Raw genomic sequence first — 16,334 nt, 5'->3', positions numbered from 1 at the left:
AGGCCATGAGCGCTGCGGCAGGGCACCAACACGCTGAACCGAATGCAAAAGAAATGCGGCTCGTCATCGCGGCTTCTTCAGCCGGGACGGTGTTCGAATGGTACGATTTCTTCATCTATGGCACCTTGGGCGCGATCCTTTCCAAGACCTTTTTCCCGACCGGCAATGCCACGCTGGAAATGCTGCTGTTCTGGCTGGTCTTCGCGGTCGGCTTCGGCTTTCGCCCGCTGGGTGCGGTCCTGTTCGGATACCTTGGTGACAAGCTGGGCCGGAAGTACACCTTCCTGGTCACCGTCACCCTGATGGGCGTGGCCACGGCCGGCGTCGGCCTGATCCCGTCCGCCGCCAGCATCGGATACTGGGCACCCGCCATCGTCATTTTCCTGCGCATCCTGCAAGGGCTTGCGCTGGGCGGCGAATATGGCGGCGCGGCGATCTATGTGGCGGAGCATTCCCCGTTCAGGCGGCGCGGCTATCACACCAGTTATATCCAGGCGAGCGTGGTTGGCGGCTTTGTGCTGAGCCTGATCGTGGTGCTGGGCTGCAAGGCGGTGATGACGCCAGAGACCTGGAACGAATGGGGCTGGCGCGTGCCGTTCCTGCTCAGCCTGCTGCTCCTCGCCATTTCGCTGTGGATGCGCTTCAAGCTTTCTGAAAGCCCCGTATTCAAGGCGATGAAGGAAGAGGGCGAGATTGCCGGAAATCCCTTCGTGGAAAGCTTTACTTATCCCGGCAACAAGCGCCGCATTTTCGTCGCCCTGTTCGGCATTGCAGCGGGCCTGACGGTGATCTGGTACACGGCCATGTTCTCTGGCCTGTCGTTCCTGAAATCGGCCATGCATGTCGAGGATACGACGGCGGAAATCATCGTCGGGATCGCAGCCGCGCTGGGTATGGGCTTCTTCCTCTATTTTGGCCACCTGTCTGACCGGATCGGGCGCAAGAAGCCCATCGTGATCGGCTATGCGCTGACCTTGTTGCTGCTGTTCCCGACCTTCTGGTTCATTGGCAGCGCAGCCAAGGACCCGGCACAAAGTTCGGCGGTGGAATGGACCCTGCGCGGTCCGGACTGCTCTTATTCCCCCTTCGCCACGACGCAGGAAACCCGCTGCGGCAAGCTGATGGGCGACTTTGCCGGGGCGGGGGTGCCGTACACGCTGGAAAAGAGCGAGCGGCTTGAACTGGTCGCCGGTGGCAGCCGCGTGATCGCGCTCGACGACATTGCGCTGGATGACGCCAAGGCGCGCAAGGCCGAAATCGAGGCCCGCGCCGGACAGACGGTGTTCAACTTTGCCAAGCACAAGCCAGACTTCGGCCAGGCCGTGCTGATCATTGGCGGGCTGATGCTGCTGATGGCGCTGTCGGGCGCGACCTATGGCCCGGTGGCGGCTTTGCTGGCGGAAATGTTCCCGCCCAAGGTGCGCTATTCCTCCATGTCGATCCCCTACCATATTGGCACCGGCTATTTCGGCGGTTTCCTGCCGTTCATTGCCAGCTATATCGTGGCGCGGACCGGCGATCCCTATTCCGGCCTGTGGTACACCTGGATCGTGGTGCTGGTGGCGATGATCGTTGCCTGGTGGGGCCTGCCAAACGGAAAACCGAAGGATTTTGCCGATAATGTTGCCTGAGCCGCCGCTGCGCCTGACTCTCGATGAAACCGCGCTGGTACACAACTGGCGCCGGTTGAACGATTTGTCAGGCGCGGCGCGGGCAGGGGCAGCGGTCAAGGCGAATGCCTATGGCCTTGGCGCGGTGCGCGTCGCGCGCGCGCTCCGCGATGCCGGGTGCCGCGATTTCTTCGTGGCCTATGCCAGCGAAGCGGCGGAGCTGATCGGGACCGTCGATCCGGCGCAAGTGTCGATCCTGCACGGCCCGCAGAGTGCCGACGAAGCGGCCTGGATCGCGGCAAACGGGTTCAGGCCAGTCTTGAACTCCATTGCCCAGGTGCAGCTCTGGCGAGCGGCCAATGGCGGGGCCTGCGACTTTATGGTCGACACGGGGATCAACCGAATCGGCTTCAACCAGGAACAACTGAGCGATCCGCTGCTGGCCGAACTGGACGTCACCACAGTCCTGTCGCACCTTGCCAGTGCGGAAGAGGACAGCCCGCTCAACCCACTGCAGCAAGCGCGTTGGAGCGCCGCCTGCGCCGCATTGGGGCGCGGAGAGCGCAGTCTGGCCAACTCCGCCGGGATCATGCTGGGCGCGGACTTTCACGGGGATGTCACCCGGCCCGGTATCGCGCTTTACGGCGGCGTACCCTGCGCCGCACTGGAAGGCGAGATCCGGCAGGTTGCCTTTCCCGAAGCCGTCATCATGCAGGTACGGCAGGTTCAGGCCGGGCAGGGGATCGGTTACAATTCCACCTTCATTGCCCCGCGCGACATGCGGGTGGGCGTGGTCGCCTTGGGCTACGCCGATGGTTACCTGCGCTGCTGGTCGGGCAAAGGCGCGATGCTGGCGGGCGGCAAGCGCCTAGAAGTCCTGGGCCGCGTGTCCATGGACATGACCGTGGTCGACCTGTCCCAGGCAGCGGACCTGGGTGAGGGTGACTGGGTGACGGCGGATTATTTCCTGCCCACGGCGGCGGCCCTCTCCGGCCTGTCCCAATATGAACTCCTGACCGCGCTGGGCCGCAGATTTTCGCGCTAATGCTGCGCAGCATCGTTTTGTTGCATTGCCGTTGCTGCAAGTGCTAACGTCCGGTCCTGGGGAGCAACTCTGCGGGGTTTGAGAACATGAACGACGCCAGCGGCGAAACTGTTGTCATCAAGAAGTACGCCAACCGGCGGCTCTATAACACCAAGTCCTCCAGCTACATCACGCTGGACCACCTGGCCAAGATGACCCGCGACGGCGTGGACTTCAAAGTTCTCGATGCGAAAAGCGGCGCGGACATCACGCACCAGATCCTCACCCAGATCATCATGGAAGAAGAAACCGCGCGCGGCGAGCAGATGCTGCCGGTCAGCTTCCTGCGCCAGTTGATCAGCATGTATGGCAATTCGATGCAGGAACTTGTCCCGCACTATCTCGAAGCCAGCATGGACCAGTTCCGCGCCAACCAGAACAAGCTGCGCGAAGCCTTCGAATCGAGCCTGGGCAACAATCCGCTGGCCAAGCTGGCGCAGCAGAACCTGGCCATGTTCAAGGCCGCCGCCTCTGCCTTCGTCCCTGGCCTGGTCGATGATGACAAGCCCAGCACGCACGACAAGGCCCAGGACGATGAACTGGCCCAGCTGCGCCAGCAGATGGCCGCGATGCAGGCGAAGCTGGACAAGCTGGGCAAGGATTAAAGACGGGCCGGCCAGGGGAGGAAAGCCCCTCGACCCGCTGACCCTAAGCCTGTCGAAGGGTGTTGGTGCCCGGACGACCGGCTTCGACAAGCTCAGCCTGAGCGGGTGTGTGCGGGTTAGCGTTCCGGTCGTGAACGGTTCATCGGAAATCCACTGCCTCCCCGCACCTTGCCGGATCGGGCCTGAGCGGCTATCCGCCGCGCCATGAAACACGCCCTTTCCGTCACTCGCTCAGAAAACTTCGCTGCCTGGTATCAGGACGTCATCGCCGAGGCTGAAATGGCCGAGGAAAGCGGTGTCCGTGGCTGCATGGTCATCAAGCCATGGGGCTATGGCATCTGGGAACGCATCCAGAAGCTGATGGACGCCCGGATCAAGGCGGCTGGCGTGGACAATTGCTATTTCCCGCTGTTCATCCCGCTGTCCTATTTTGCCAAGGAAGCCGAACACGTCGATGGCTTTGCCAAGGAAATGGCCGTCGTCACCCATCACCGCCTGATCGGCGATGGCAAGGGCGGGCTGGTCCCCGATCCCGAGGCGAAGCTGGAAGAACCGCTGATCGTGCGGCCCACTTCGGAAACGGTGATCGGCCAGGCCATGGCGCGCTGGGTGCAGTCGTGGCGCGATCTGCCGCTGCTCACCAACCAGTGGGCCAATGTCGTGCGCTGGGAAATGCGCACCCGCATGTTCCTGCGCACCAGCGAGTTCCTCTGGCAGGAGGGGCATACCGCCCATGCCGACCGTGAGGATGCCATGACGGAAACGCTCCGCGCCCTGGAAATGTACCGCGAGCACGCCGAGGACGACCTGGCCATGCCGGTGATCGCTGGTGAAAAGCCCGAGAACGAGCGCTTTCCTGGCGCCGTGGCGACCTACTCGATCGAAGCGATGATGCAGGATGGCAAGGCGCTGCAGGCCGGCACCTCGCACTACCTGGGCACCGGTTTTGCCGAAGCGGCGGGCATTCGCTACCAGAACAAGGAAGGCCAGCAGGAGCTGTGCCATACCACCAGCTGGGGCGTATCCACCCGCCTGATCGGCGGCGTCATCATGACCCACGGCGATGACGATGGTCTGCGCGTGCCGCCGCGCATCGCGCCGCACCAGATCGTGATCCTGCCGATGCTACGCGACGACGATGGCGACGAAGCGCTGCTCGCCTATTGCGAAGACCTGCGCAAGGCGCTGGCAAGCCAGTCGGCCTTGGGCGAACCGATCCGCGTCCTGCTGGACAAGCGGGCAGGCAAGGCGACGCAAAAGCGCTGGGCCTGGGTCAAGAAGGGCGTGCCGCTGATCCTGGAGATCGGGGGCCGCGATGCTGCGGGCGGTCAGGTCTCGGTCGTCCGCCGCGACCGGCTCTACCGCGAGGATGGCAAGGTGAACTTCGTGGGCCAGGGCAAGGAAGAATTCCTGGGCAAGGCCGCTGCCGAACTGGAAGACATCCAGCGCGCCCTGTTTGCCGAAGCGGCGGCGCGCCGCGATGCGCAGATCCACCGCGGGGTGACGGACCTGGCGGGCCTCGAAAAGTTCTTCGCCGAGGATCAGAAGTACCCGGGCTGGGTCGAACTGGGTTGGTCCCGCCCGACCGGTGCAGCGCTGGATGAAGTGGTTGCCAAGCTCAAGGCGCTGAAGCTGACCATGCGCAACACGCCGCTGGGCGCGCCTCCGGCCAGCGGAACCTGCCCGTTCACCGGTCAGCCCGCCGTGGAAACCATCTACGTCGCTCGCGCGTATTGACCCGGTGAGCCGCTCCAAACCCCAGCCGGGCCTTCCTACCCGCCAGCAAATCCTGGACTTCATCGCGAGCAGCGAGGAACCGGCGGGCAAACGCGAGATTGCTCGCGCTTTTGGTCTGAAGGGGCAGGAGAAGATCCAGCTCAAGTCCTTGCTCAAGGACATGGCCGAAGAAGGCTTGATCGACGGCAACCGCACCGCCTTTCACCGCATGGGCGGCGTGGCCAAGGTCACGGTGCTGCGCGTGGTCGATACTGACGATGGCGAGGCGATTGCCGTTCCCGATAGCTGGACGCCCGACAATGCCACCCCGCCGCCGCGCCTGCGCCTGCGGGAAAAGGGGCGTGGCTCTGCCCTGCGCAAGGGCGACCGCGTGCTCGCCCGGACCGAGGAAACGGCCACTGGCTGGATCGCCCATCCAATGAAGAAACTGCCCAATGCCACCGAACAGGTGCTGGGCGTGGTGGAGATCGACCGTAGCGGCAAGGGCTGGCTCGCCCCGGTGGACAAGCGCGCCCGGAACTCCTTGCCGATTGCTGATCTTGGCGGAGCAGAGGAAGGCCAGCTGGTCCTGGCCGAACCGGCGGGCCGCAGTCCGCGTTCCGGGGTGAAAGTCACCGCGGTGCTGGGCGATCCGCTGGCGCCCAAGGCGTTCAGCCTGATTGCGATCCACAAGCACGGCATTCCTTTCGCGTTCAATGCCGAAACCCTGGCAGAGGGCGAAGTGGCGGCAAAGCTGCCGCTCTCTGCCGATCACCGCGAAGACCTGCGCCACCTGCCCATCGTCGCCATCGACCCGATCGACGCACGCGACCATGACGATGCGATCTGGGCGGAGCCGGACGGGCAGGGCGGGTTCAACGCGGTCGTCGCGATTGCCGACGTCAGCTTCTATGTCCGCCCTGGCAGCCTGCTGGACCGCGAGGCGCGCAAGCGCGGCAACTCGGTCTATTTCCCGGACCGCGTCGTGCCGATGCTGCCCGAAGTGCTCAGCGCGGACGTCTGCTCGCTGCGTGCGGGTGAGGACCGCGCGGCCATGGCCTGCCACATGCACATCGCCGCCGATGGCAAGATCACCGACTGGCGCTTCACCCGCGCGCTTGTCCGCATCCACGAAGTCATCGCCTATGAAGAGGCGCAGCGCCGCATCGACGAAAGCGAGGCGGCAGACACTCTGGTCAACCTGTGGGGCGCCTGGCGCGCGCTGGAAAAGGCGCGGCAGGGGCGCGATCCCCTGGAACTGGAACTGCCCGAACGCCGCGTGCTGCTGGACGAAGCGGGCAAGATCAAGGAAATCGCCCTGCGCGAACGGCTCGATGCGCACCGCGTGGTCGAGGATTTCATGATTGCCGCCAACGTCGCGGCGGCGAAGGCGCTGGAATCGAAAGTCAGCCCGGTTGTCTATCGTATCCATGAGCCGCCGAGCCGGGAAAAGCTGGTCGCGCTGAAAGACTATCTCGCTACCTTTGACCGCAAGCTGGCGCTTGGTCAGGTCATTACTCCGGGACTGTTCAACCGCATGTTGAAGGACGTGGCTGACGAGACCGAAAAGGCGCTGATCATGGAGGCGGTGCTGCGCAGCCAGACCCAGGCCTATTACGGGCCGCGCAATGCCGGGCATTTCGGCCTTGCGCTGGGTTCCTATGCGCACTTCACCTCGCCCATCCGACGTTATGCCGACTTGCTGGTCCACCGCGCGCTGGTAGATGGTTTCGGCCTGGAGCAGCCTGCGCCCAAGGCCGATCTGCCGCGCCTGTCTGGTCTTTCCGACCGCGACCGTGCCGACCTGACCCGCGTCTCCGAAGCCATCAGCGCCGCTGAACGCCGCGCGATGGAGGCCGAGCGCGAGACGATCGACCGCTATGTCGCGGCGTGGCTCGCCTCACGTGTGGGCGAAGTGTTCGACTGCCGCGTCACCGGGGTCCAGCGCTTTGGCGTCTTCGCCACGATCATCGGGCTGGGGGGCGACGGTTTGGTCCCCGTGTCCGTCCTGGGCGACGAGCGCTTCTTCCACGACGAAAAGGCCCAGGCGCTGGAAGGCGAGCAGAGCGGCGACCGCTATACCCTTGGCATGATCCTGCGCTTGCGTCTGGCAGAGGCCAACCCGCTAACCGGCGCGCTGAAGTTTGAACCGGAACATTCCGAAGGCCGCATCGAACCGCGTGGTCGGCCGATGCAGCTGAAGAAGAAGGGCAAGCACTTCGCTGGAAAACGTGGCCGTCCGGGGAATATCCGGCACCAGGGCAAGCGGCGGTAGACTGTCGATTGCCACCCTTCGAGACGCCTTTCAGCTTTCAGCTTCAAGGCTCCTCAGGGCGAACGGAGTGCAGAATTACTACCGTTCGTGCTGAGGAGGGGCCGAAATCGAAGATTGAGGGACCGTCTCGAAGCACGGCAGCATTTGATGAAGCTGGATTTCTACCCCAACCGCTCCAGATCAGCCGCGCCGATCCCACCGGGGATGATATAGACCGGGCAGGGCAGTTGCCCGGACACGCCCGCAAAGTGGCTGACCAGTGGACCCGGTCCGCCGCTGGCTGCCGCTCCCAGGACGAGCGCCGAAACTTCCGGGTGCTCGGACAGGTATTCCTTGATCACTGCAACGCCTTCGCCCTGCCGCACGGCAATGGCGGGCGCGGCTACGCCGTCGCTCAGCAGGCTTCCGGCGGCTGACGTCACCAGTGCCTCGGCGCGGGCGCGGGCCTCTTCCTCGATGGTGGCCTGGATGCCGCCAAAGGCCACGAACTGCTGGCGCGGGACCAGGGCGAGCAAGTGCACCTGGCCACCGGTGCGCGCGGCACGGCTCGCGGCAAAGCGCAGCGCCGTGCTGGCTTCCTCGGTCTCGTCCATGATCACCAGATAAACGCGCATCTGTGGTCCCCTTGAGGCGAGGTATCCGCTACAAACGAATTCAGCGCAAGCGTCTTGCCGTTTTGCTCATTTCTGGCCAAGGACGTAGCGACAACGCACTCCCCAGCGAGGATCAAAAAGGCAAACCATGCCCATCGAAATCAAGATGCCCGCGCTTTCCCCAACCATGGAGGAAGGCACGCTCGCCAAATGGTTGGTCAAGGAAGGCGACACCGTTTCTTCCGGTGACATCATGGCCGAGATCGAGACTGACAAGGCCACCATGGAATTCGAAGCGGTCGACGAAGGGACCATCGTTTCGATCTCCGTTCCGGAAGGTACCGAGGGCGTAAAGGTCGGCACCGTGATCGCGGTTCTGGCGAGTGAAGACGAGGATTCTTCAGCAAAACCAGCGCCTAAGACTGCTGCGGCGAACCCCGCTCAGGCGGAGCCAGTCGCAGCCGCAGCGCCAGCTCCGGCTCCGGCAGCAAGCCCTGCCATGGTAGCAAAGCAGGGCGACCGGGTGATCGCCTCGCCGCTGGCCAAGCGGATTGCTGAGCAGAAGGGCGTTGACCTCAAGGCGGTCAAGGGCAGTGGTCCCAATGGCCGGATCGTGAAGGCCGACGTCGAGGCAGCACAGCCCGGCGCGGCGCCTGTCGCGGTTGCTCCCGCCGCCGCGCCGCAGGCCGTTCAGACCGCTACGCCGGACTTCGGCATCCCCTACGAAGCCGAAAAACTGAACAATGTCCGGAAAACGATCGCCCGCCGCCTGACCGAAGCGAAGCAGACGATCCCGCACATTTACCTGACTGTCGATGTCCGCCTCGATGCCCTGCTCAAGCTGCGCGGCGAACTGAACAAGGCGCTCGAAGCGGACGGCGTAAAGCTGTCGGTCAACGACCTCTTGATCAAGGCGCTGGCCAAGGCGCTGATCCGCGTGCCCAAGTGCAATGTCAGCTTTGCCGGTGACGAACTGCGCAAGTTCAGCCGCGCCGATATCTCGGTCGCCGTGGCGGCTCCTTCGGGCCTGATCACGCCGATCATCGTCGATGCCGCCACCAAGGGCGTCGCGCAGATCAGCAAGGAAATGAAGGCGCTGGCCGACAAGGCCCGCGATGGCAAGCTGATGCCGCACGAATACCAGGGCGGCACGGCCAGCCTGTCCAACCTGGGCATGTTCGGGATCAAGCAGTTCGACGCAGTGATCAATCCGCCCCAGGCGATGATCATGGCAGTCGGTGCGGGTGAGCAACGCCCCTATGTGGTCGACGGCGCGCTTTCCGTCGCCAGCGTGATGAGCGCGACTGGCAGCTTTGACCACCGCGCGATTGACGGCGCGGACGGGGCGCAGCTGATGCAGGCGTTCAAGGACCTGATCGAAAACCCGCTGGGACTGGTGGCGTAAAATGGCTGAACAATACGATGTGATCGTGCTCGGCTCTGGCCCGGGCGGCTATGTCGCGGCGATCCGCTGTGCGCAGCTTGGCTTGAAGACCGCGATTGTCGAACGCGAGAACCTGGGCGGCATCTGCCTCAACTGGGGCTGCATCCCAACCAAGGCGCTGCTGCGTTCGGCGGAAATCTTCCATTACATGAACCATGCCAAGGATTACGGGCTGGCCGCGGAAAAGATCAGCGCCGATCTGAACGCCGTGGTCGCCCGCAGCCGCGGCGTTGCCAAGCAGCTCAATCAGGGCGTCACGCACCTGATGAAGAAGAACAAGATCACCGTCCACATGGGCACCGGCACGCTGAAAGGCGCGGGCAAGCTGGAAGTGAAGGGGGAGAAGGGCAGCGAAACCCTCTCCGCCAAGCACATCATCGTCGCCACCGGCGCACGGGCGCGCGACCTGCCGTTCGCTCCGGCCGACGGCAACCGGGTGTGGACCTACCGCCATGCCATGACGCCCAAGGAGATGCCCAGCAAGCTTCTGGTCATCGGCTCGGGCGCGATCGGAATCGAATTCGCCAGCTTCTATAACGACATGGGCGCTAAAGTGACCGTGGTCGAGATGATGGACCGCATCGTCCCGGTGGAAGACGCGGATGTTTCCGCCTTCCTGGAAAAGGCGCTGACCAAGCAGGGCATGACCATCATGACCGGCGCGGGCGTCGAAAGCCTGGATGTCGGTGCCAAGGGCGTGAAGGCGAAGATCAAGGGCAAGGACGGCAAGATCGTCGAAGCCGATTACAGCCACGTCATCGTCGCCGTCGGCATCGTGCCCAATACCGAGAACATCGGGCTTGAAACGCTGGGCGTAAAGGCCGAACGCGGCATCATCGCAATTGACGATTACGGTCGCACTAATGTTCCGGGCGTCTGGGCTATCGGCGATGTCACTCCCGGCCCCTGGCTTGCACACAAGGCCAGCCACGAAGGCGTGATCGCGGCGGAAAGCATTGCCAAGGAGCTGGGCAACAAGGACGTTCATCCCCACGCGATGGACCGCCGCAACATTCCCGGCTGTACCTATTGCCACCCTCAGATCGCCAGCGTCGGCCTGACCGAGGCCAAGGCGAAGGAGGCCGGTTACGAGGTCAAGGCCGGAACCTTCCCCTTCATCGGCAACGGCAAGGCCATCGCGCTGGGCGAAGCAGAAGGCTTTGTGAAGACGGTATTCGATGCCAAGACCGGCGAATTGCTGGGCGCGCACATGATCGGCGCGGAAGTGACCGAGCTGATCCAGGGCTATGTCGTGGGCAAGACCCTGGAAACGACCGAGGCCGAACTGATGGCCACGGTCTTCCCGCACCCGACCCTGTCTGAAATGATGCACGAAAGCGTCCTCGCCGCTTACGGCAAGGCGCTGCATATCTAAGTGTTTCTATTCGGCGCAGCGTTCGATCTTCAGCGCCTGTTCGCACAGGGTCACGCGCTGCGCCGAGAACAACCGGACTTCGATGTCGCTGGTCACGGTTTCGAGTGTGAAAACCAGTGACGCCGCAACCGCGCCCCCCGCACCGGCAGTGACTTCCGGCGTGGAGTGCGGCAGCGGCTTGCCCCCGCATTCCGCGCAGACATCCATCGTCAATGCCTCGCGCGGCAGAACTCCGGGGGATACGCCCTCGACAGCGTAGGTCGCGCGGTAAGTTCCAGGCGGTAGCGTTGCATAGGGGCCGAAAGCCACGATCTCCCTTTCGCCCGCCTGGCCGCTATGCGGCTTCGTGTAACCCTTTCGCCGCAGTTCCTCGGCAGACCAGGACATCGCCCCCTGTTCGCCGGCGTAGATCTGGCGCATCGCGTAGTGCTGGTTGTAGTCATCGTGCGAACCGCCCAGCGAGGCCAGCCCCGCGCCTCGCTTGATGTTAGAAGCGATCGTTTCCCCGGTCTGGTCTACATAGACCAGGGACCGGGTGCCATTGATCCGCACCGCTTGCCCGCTGGCCAGCGTCCCCAGGTCGGCATGTTTCGCAATCTGTCGACCAAACAGGTTCGGCCCGGTCGGGCAGAGCGGATTGACGCCATAGAAGCGGGATTTCACGTTCCCCACGATCTCCTCGATGCAGCGAAGCAAGACCGGGTTCTGCTGGCGGCTGTATATCAGTGACGTCGCAACGATCCACGGCGCAGCGTTGAACGCATCACGGAAGACCACCAGGTCCCGCCCTTCCGGGATGGTGAACGGGAAGAAGTGGTGGATGGCAACATCCGAATAAATGCCGCCCAGTTGGTAGAGCAGGCAATAGCGCAAGAGGTCTGACTTGTAGGCGAGGGGGATCAGGGCATCCCACGCCGCCAGGACGTCACCGACAAAATGCGTGGCAATGAACGCCCGGCCGCTTTCAAGGTCGTACAAGGTGTGCACCATGCCGGGATAGGCGTTGCGGAACGAGGCAAGGTTCTGCTCGATCCGCCAGGGCAGGTCGCGCGTACCATCGCGGGTCAGATATATCGAATGCAGCGAACCCATGTGCGGAATCCATTTCTTCCGGTGCAAGCCGTTACTGCGCGTAAGGAGCCTGTCAGTTCACTGCAAGGTATGGATTAATCCTGATTAATCCTGCGATCTGCGGGTGATGATCGGGAAAGCGCCTACACGTCTCGCTTAGGCCCATAAGCAGCTGTGCTATTTCCGGCCTCTACAGCGGGTTGCGCGCCCCGGATGCGGACCCGGCGTCTTTGATTTGTAGCGCGGTCCGCATAGGGGAGCGGCGGTTGGCAATCAGCGCAATGGCGCGGCCAGGTTCAGCAACTTTGGGACATATTCATGGACAAGCGCATTGTGGCTTCGGCCGTTCTAGCGGTTACGGCACTGGGAGGGTGGTACCTCCTTTCAGGGTCGCAGCCGGAGCCGTCGGAACGGGTCGAAGCCACAGCCCAGGCAGGCAAGGTCGATGCCGCGCAGATGGCGCGGCTTGGCATCCGCACGGAAGCCGCCGCAGAGGTGAGCGACTTGCCGCTGGGCGCCGTGCCGGGACAAGTAAAGCTTGCTCCCGAAGGCCGGGTTGCCGTGACCGTGCCCTATCCCGGCTTGGTAACCCGGCTGCTGGTGATCGAAGGGCAGCCGGTGCGGCGCGGGCAGGCTCTCGCCCTGGTTCACGCCCCGGACGCTATCCGCTTTGGTGGGGACCTGTCCCGCGCCCGCGCCGACCTTGCATTGGCCCAGGCCCATGCTGGCCGGATGCGCCAGTTGCACAAGGAAGGTATCATAGCCCGCGCCCGCCTGGATGAGGCCGAAGCGCGCCTGGCCCAGGCGCGGGCATCGGTTGCGGAAAGCCAGCGCCAGCTTGCTTCGGGCGGGACCGCAGGGGATGGCACGATGACCTTGCGCGCGCCCATTGCGGGCCGCGTCGCGCAGGTTGCCGTTGAAACTGGCGGCGCGGTCGATCCGCAGGTTGCCCCTGTTGTCATCGAAAATCCCGCCGCGCTCCAGGTGGAATTGCAGCTTGGCGAAGCCTTGGCCCGCCGCGTCCAGCCCGGGATGGGTGTGGAGATCGAACTGCCCGCAGAGGGCGACGCACCGGCGGTTACCGCGCGCGGGAAGTTGCTGACCGTCTCCCCGTCGCTTGATCCGGTCACCCGCTCGATCATGGCCCGCGCGTCGATCGAGCCGCTGCCCGGGCTTGTCTCGGGCCGAGGCGTCAAAGTGGTGATCCGCGATGCGGGCACCACCAGCGGAATCGTGGTCCCCAGCATTGCCGTGACCTTCATTGACGGACAGCCCCACGTCTTCGTGCGCGAAGGCGAACGGTTCCTGCGCCGCAAGGTAACGGTCGCGGCGGAAGTCGCGGGGCGCAGCGTGATTGCCTCTGGCTTGAAGCGCGGCGAGCTGGTCGCGGTCAGCGGCATCACCGAACTCAAAGCCCTGACGGCGGAGTAAGGCGGATGCTGCGCAAACTCGTCGAACGGGCGCTGTCGCTGCGCCTGCTGGTGCTGGGCCTCGCTGCGGTTCTGGCCGCGTGGGGAACCTGGTCGTTCCTGAAGCTGCCGATCGATGCCTTTCCGGACATCAGCTCCACACAGGTGAAGATCATCCTGAAAGCCCCGGGCATGACCCCGGAAGAGGTGGAAAGCCGGGTGATCGCTCCGATCGAAATGGAAATGCTGGGCATTCCGAACCAGGTCGTGCTGCGCTCGCAAGCCAAGTACGCGATTGCGGACATCACCATCGACTTCAAGGATGGGACCGACATCTTCTGGGCGCGCAGCCAGGTTTCAGAGCGGCTGTCGAACGTGACCGACAGCCTGCCCGCTTCCGTCAGCGGCGGCATGGCACCGATTTCGACCCCGCTGTCCGACATGTACATGTTCACCCTCGAAGGCCCCCAGAATCTCGCGGAAAAGCGCCGCGTGCTCGACTGGGTCATCCGTCCCGCGCTGCGAACCGTTCCGGGCGTGGCCGACGTCAACGCGCTGGGCGGCTTTGTCGAGACGCTTGAAGTGGCGCCTGACAATGCCGCCCTGGCCGCTGCCGGACTGACCGTGCGCGACCTGGCCGACGCGATCGAGCGGAGCAATCGCAACGACGGCGCCGGCCGTCTGATTACCGGTGAGGAGGCGCTGATCGTCCGCTCGACCGGGGCAATCCGGGGATTGCAGGACCTTGCGGCTGTGGTGGTTCGCAGCGAAGGCGGGCGCGTGGTCCGGGTGGGCGACGTGGGAACGGTGCGAAACGGCACCCTGACCCGCTATGGCGCGGTCACCAAGGACGGCAAGGGCGAGGCGGTGCAGGGCCTGGTCATCGGACTGCGCGGCGCTGACGCCAGCCAGGTGGTGAAGGGCGTCAAGCAGGCGCTTGAGGACGTGAAGCCCAGCCTCCCCGCCGGAATGACCGTGGTCCCGTTCTATGACCGTTCCGACCTGATTTCGCGCGCCGTGGGGACGGTGGAAAAGGCCCTGCTCGAAGCGACCATCCTGGTCGTGGTCCTGCTGCTCCTGTTCCTTGGCGATTTTCGCGCCTCGGTCATCGTGGCCCTGGCCCTGCCGATGGCGGCCCTGTTCACCTTCATCCTGATGGGGTCGATTGGCCTGACCGCCAACCTGATGAGCCTGGGCGGACTGGCCATTGCCGTCGGCATCCTGGTCGACGGCGCCGTGGTGGTGGTGGAGAACGTGGTGGAGCGGCTCTCCGATCCGAAGCACGCCTCTTCCAGCAAGCTCCACAACGTTTTCATCGCGTCGGCCGAGGTCGCCACTCCGGTTGCTTCCGGCATGGTCATCATTGCGCTGGTCTTCCTGCCTTTGCTGACGCTGGAAGGGCTGGAGGGCAAGCTCTTCGCACCGGTGGCGCTGACTATCGTCCTCGCCCTGCTGGGTGCGCTTGCCTTGTCGCTCACCCTGGTTCCGGTGCTGGCCTTCTATCTCCTCAAGGTGAAGCAGGGGCATCACGAGCCGTGGTTGATGCGGCAGCTGGCGCCGCGCTATCGCCGCGCCCTGGAGCAGGGCTTTGCCCACCCGCGCCGGGTCTTTGCCGGCGCCGGTATTGCCCTCGTCATGGCGGGCGCAGCCTATGGCCTGACGGGCAAGACTTTCCTGCCCACCATGGACGAGGGTTCGACCATCGTTCAGCTGGCCAAGCACCCGACTATCTCGCTTGAACATAGCCGCGATGTTGACCTGAAGGTCCAGCAAGCCCTGCTAAAGGAAGTGCCGGAAATCGACCACGTCATCGCCCGCCTTGGCTCGGACGAGTTGGGGCTGGACCCGATGGGCCTCAATGACACCGACAGCTTCCTGAAACTGAAACCGCGCAGCGAATGGCGCGTGAATGACAAGGAATGGCTGATCGGCCAGCTCCGCGCAGTACTGGCCGGAGTGCCGGGGGTCGAACCCACTTTTACGCAGCCCATCGAAATGCGCATTTCGGAAATGCTCACCGGCGCGCGCGGCGATCTGGTCATCAAGGTGTTCGGGCCGGACCTCAAGGAACTGGGGCGTCTCTCCACCCAGATCCAGAACCGGCTCAGCGCCATCCCGGGCACGGCCGAGGCCCTGACCGTGGCCGACGACAAGGTCGATTACCTGCAATTCGAAATAGACCCGGTCGCTGCCGGCCGCGCCGGAATGCCAGTGGACCTGTTGCAGGATTCCATGCGCACGCAGATCGAAGGGCTGCACGCGGGCGTCTCCACCGATGGCAACCGCCGTATTCCGATCATGCTGCGCGGCGGCGAAGCATCCAGCGGCGCTTTTTCTCCGCAGGCTTTTGCCGATCAGGTCTATCGCACACCCAGCGGCGGCCTGGTCCGCGCCAGCGACGTTGCCCGGGTCGAGCGCACCGGAGGTCCGGTCAAGCTGGAGCATGAAGGCGGTTCGCGCTTTGCCATGGTCCAGGCTTTCGTTACGGGCCGCGACCTTGTCGGCTATGTGGAAGAGGCCCGCGCCGACGTGAATGCGAACGTAAAGCTGCCCCCCGGTTACCGGATCGTCTGGGGCGGTCAGTTCGAAAACCAGCAACGCGCTTCGGCCCGGCTGGCGCTGGTCCTGCCGCTGGCGGTGCTGCTCATCTTCGGGCTGCTCTATGCAACGATCGGTTCGCTGCGGGCTTCGCTGCTGATCCTGGCAAACATCCCCTTCGCGATGGTTGGCGGGATCGTCGCCCTGGCGCTCGCGGGCGAATATCTCTCCGTACCGGCATCGGTCGGGTTCATCGCCCTCCTGGGGATCGCCGTCCTCAACGGTCTGGTGATGGTCAGCTACTTCCGCCAGTTGCGGGAACAGGGAATGCCTTTGGCCGAAGCCGTCCGGCGCGGTGCGGAACGGCGCCTGCGACCGGTCCTGATGACCGCCACGATTGCCGCATTCGGGCTGGTCCCCCTGTTGTTCGCAACCGGGCCGGGATCGGAAATCCAGAAGCCGCTGGCCATCGTCGTGATCGGCGGATTGATCACTTCGACGCTGCTGACCCTGATCCTGCTGCCGATCCTCTACCAGCGCTTTGGCGAAAGCGATGCCGAACGCACCGCTGGAGAGATCTCCATGACCGGAAGAGAGGGCTGACCAATGCGCCT

General features: G+C 64.1%; 11 protein-coding genes. 9 read left to right on the top strand and 2 right to left on the bottom strand.

The window, feature by feature from the left end; all coding sequences use genetic code 11:
• Positions 1-5 precede the first annotated feature (5 nt).
• From ACQKOE_RS02660 to ACQKOE_RS02640, 5 genes are all read left to right on the top strand, one after another.
• Complete coding sequence (locus ACQKOE_RS02660; RefSeq protein ID WP_427511436.1) at positions 6-1,631, top strand: MFS transporter; 1,626 nt, start codon at positions 6-8, stop codon at positions 1,629-1,631.
• Positions 1,621-2,655, top strand: a complete 1,035-nt coding sequence (alr, locus tag ACQKOE_RS02655) for an alanine racemase (protein ID WP_427511435.1) — start codon at positions 1,621-1,623, stop codon at positions 2,653-2,655. The genes ACQKOE_RS02660 and alr overlap by 11 nt, the downstream gene beginning before the upstream one ends.
• A gap of 86 nt (positions 2,656-2,741) precedes the next feature.
• The gene (phaR, locus tag ACQKOE_RS02650) at positions 2,742-3,299 is read left to right on the top strand and encodes a polyhydroxyalkanoate synthesis repressor PhaR (protein WP_427511434.1); all 558 of its coding nucleotides are present in this window, start codon (positions 2,742-2,744) and stop codon (positions 3,297-3,299) included.
• 204 nt (positions 3,300-3,503) lie between these two features.
• Positions 3,504-5,036, top strand: coding sequence for an aminoacyl--tRNA ligase-related protein (locus ACQKOE_RS02645; RefSeq protein WP_427511433.1), 1,533 nt, complete (start codon positions 3,504-3,506; stop codon positions 5,034-5,036).
• Positions 5,037-5,040: 4 nt separating this feature from the next.
• Positions 5,041-7,290: a ribonuclease R family protein gene (locus ACQKOE_RS02640; RefSeq protein WP_427511432.1), complete on the top strand. Its 2,250-nt coding sequence runs from the start codon at positions 5,041-5,043 to the stop codon at positions 7,288-7,290.
• Between the two features lie 161 nt (positions 7,291-7,451).
• Here the strand turns inward: ACQKOE_RS02640 and ACQKOE_RS02635 are convergent, their stop codons facing one another.
• Positions 7,452-7,904: a universal stress protein gene (locus tag ACQKOE_RS02635; RefSeq protein WP_427511431.1), complete on the bottom strand. Its 453-nt coding sequence runs from the start codon at positions 7,902-7,904 to the stop codon at positions 7,452-7,454.
• 127 nt (positions 7,905-8,031) lie between these two features.
• Between ACQKOE_RS02635 and ACQKOE_RS02630 the strand changes: the two genes are divergently transcribed.
• Both ACQKOE_RS02630 and lpdA read left to right on the top strand, forming a co-directional pair.
• Entirely contained in the window at positions 8,032-9,288 is a 1,257-nt protein-coding gene (locus ACQKOE_RS02630) for a pyruvate dehydrogenase complex dihydrolipoamide acetyltransferase (protein ID WP_427511430.1), read from the top strand.
• A 1-nt stretch (position 9,289) separates the two neighbouring features.
• Positions 9,290-10,702, top strand: a complete 1,413-nt coding sequence (gene lpdA / locus ACQKOE_RS02625) for a dihydrolipoyl dehydrogenase (RefSeq protein WP_427511429.1) — start codon at positions 9,290-9,292, stop codon at positions 10,700-10,702.
• A 6-nt stretch (positions 10,703-10,708) separates the two neighbouring features.
• Here lpdA and ACQKOE_RS02620 read toward each other — a convergent pair whose 3' ends face one another.
• Positions 10,709-11,794: a glycosyltransferase family 32 protein gene (locus ACQKOE_RS02620; RefSeq protein WP_427511428.1), complete on the bottom strand. Its 1,086-nt coding sequence runs from the start codon at positions 11,792-11,794 to the stop codon at positions 10,709-10,711.
• A gap of 297 nt (positions 11,795-12,091) precedes the next feature.
• On the opposite strand from ACQKOE_RS02620, the gene ACQKOE_RS02615 reads away from it, so the two are divergent.
• Together ACQKOE_RS02615 and ACQKOE_RS02610 are read left to right on the top strand one after the other, a co-directional pair.
• Positions 12,092-13,204 (top strand): efflux RND transporter periplasmic adaptor subunit, encoded by a 1,113-nt coding sequence (locus ACQKOE_RS02615; protein ID WP_427511427.1) that lies wholly within the window; start codon positions 12,092-12,094, stop codon positions 13,202-13,204.
• A 5-nt stretch (positions 13,205-13,209) separates the two neighbouring features.
• Positions 13,210-16,323 (top strand): efflux RND transporter permease subunit, encoded by a 3,114-nt coding sequence (locus ACQKOE_RS02610; RefSeq protein WP_427511426.1) that lies wholly within the window; start codon positions 13,210-13,212, stop codon positions 16,321-16,323.
• Positions 16,324-16,334 lie beyond the last annotated feature (11 nt).

The sequence above is a fragment of the Novosphingobium sp. NPDC080210 genome (genome assembly GCF_050281025.1).
Lineage (GTDB): Bacteria > Pseudomonadota > Alphaproteobacteria > Sphingomonadales > Sphingomonadaceae > Novosphingobium.
This window is presented reverse-complemented; position numbering and strand designations above follow the sequence as displayed.

Excerpts from the sequence above, each read along its gene's own strand:
- ACQKOE_RS02635 (WP_427511431.1), bottom strand. The coding sequence starts at position 7,904 with ATGCGCGTTTATCTGGTGATCATGGACGAGACCGAGGAAGCCAGCACG.
- ACQKOE_RS02615 (WP_427511427.1), top strand. The coding sequence starts at position 12,092 with ATGGACAAGCGCATTGTGGCTTCGGCCGTTCTAGCGGTTACGGCACTG.
- ACQKOE_RS02610 (WP_427511426.1), top strand. The coding sequence starts at position 13,210 with ATGCTGCGCAAACTCGTCGAACGGGCGCTGTCGCTGCGCCTGCTGGTG.
- lpdA (WP_427511429.1), top strand. The coding sequence starts at position 9,290 with ATGGCTGAACAATACGATGTGATCGTGCTCGGCTCTGGCCCGGGCGGC.
- alr (WP_427511435.1), top strand. The coding sequence starts at position 1,621 with ATGTTGCCTGAGCCGCCGCTGCGCCTGACTCTCGATGAAACCGCGCTG.
- ACQKOE_RS02645 (WP_427511433.1), top strand. The coding sequence starts at position 3,504 with ATGAAACACGCCCTTTCCGTCACTCGCTCAGAAAACTTCGCTGCCTGG.
- phaR (WP_427511434.1), top strand. The coding sequence starts at position 2,742 with ATGAACGACGCCAGCGGCGAAACTGTTGTCATCAAGAAGTACGCCAAC.
- ACQKOE_RS02630 (WP_427511430.1), top strand. The coding sequence starts at position 8,032 with ATGCCCATCGAAATCAAGATGCCCGCGCTTTCCCCAACCATGGAGGAA.
- ACQKOE_RS02620 (WP_427511428.1), bottom strand. The coding sequence starts at position 11,794 with ATGGGTTCGCTGCATTCGATATATCTGACCCGCGATGGTACGCGCGAC.
- ACQKOE_RS02660 (WP_427511436.1), top strand. The coding sequence starts at position 6 with ATGAGCGCTGCGGCAGGGCACCAACACGCTGAACCGAATGCAAAAGAA.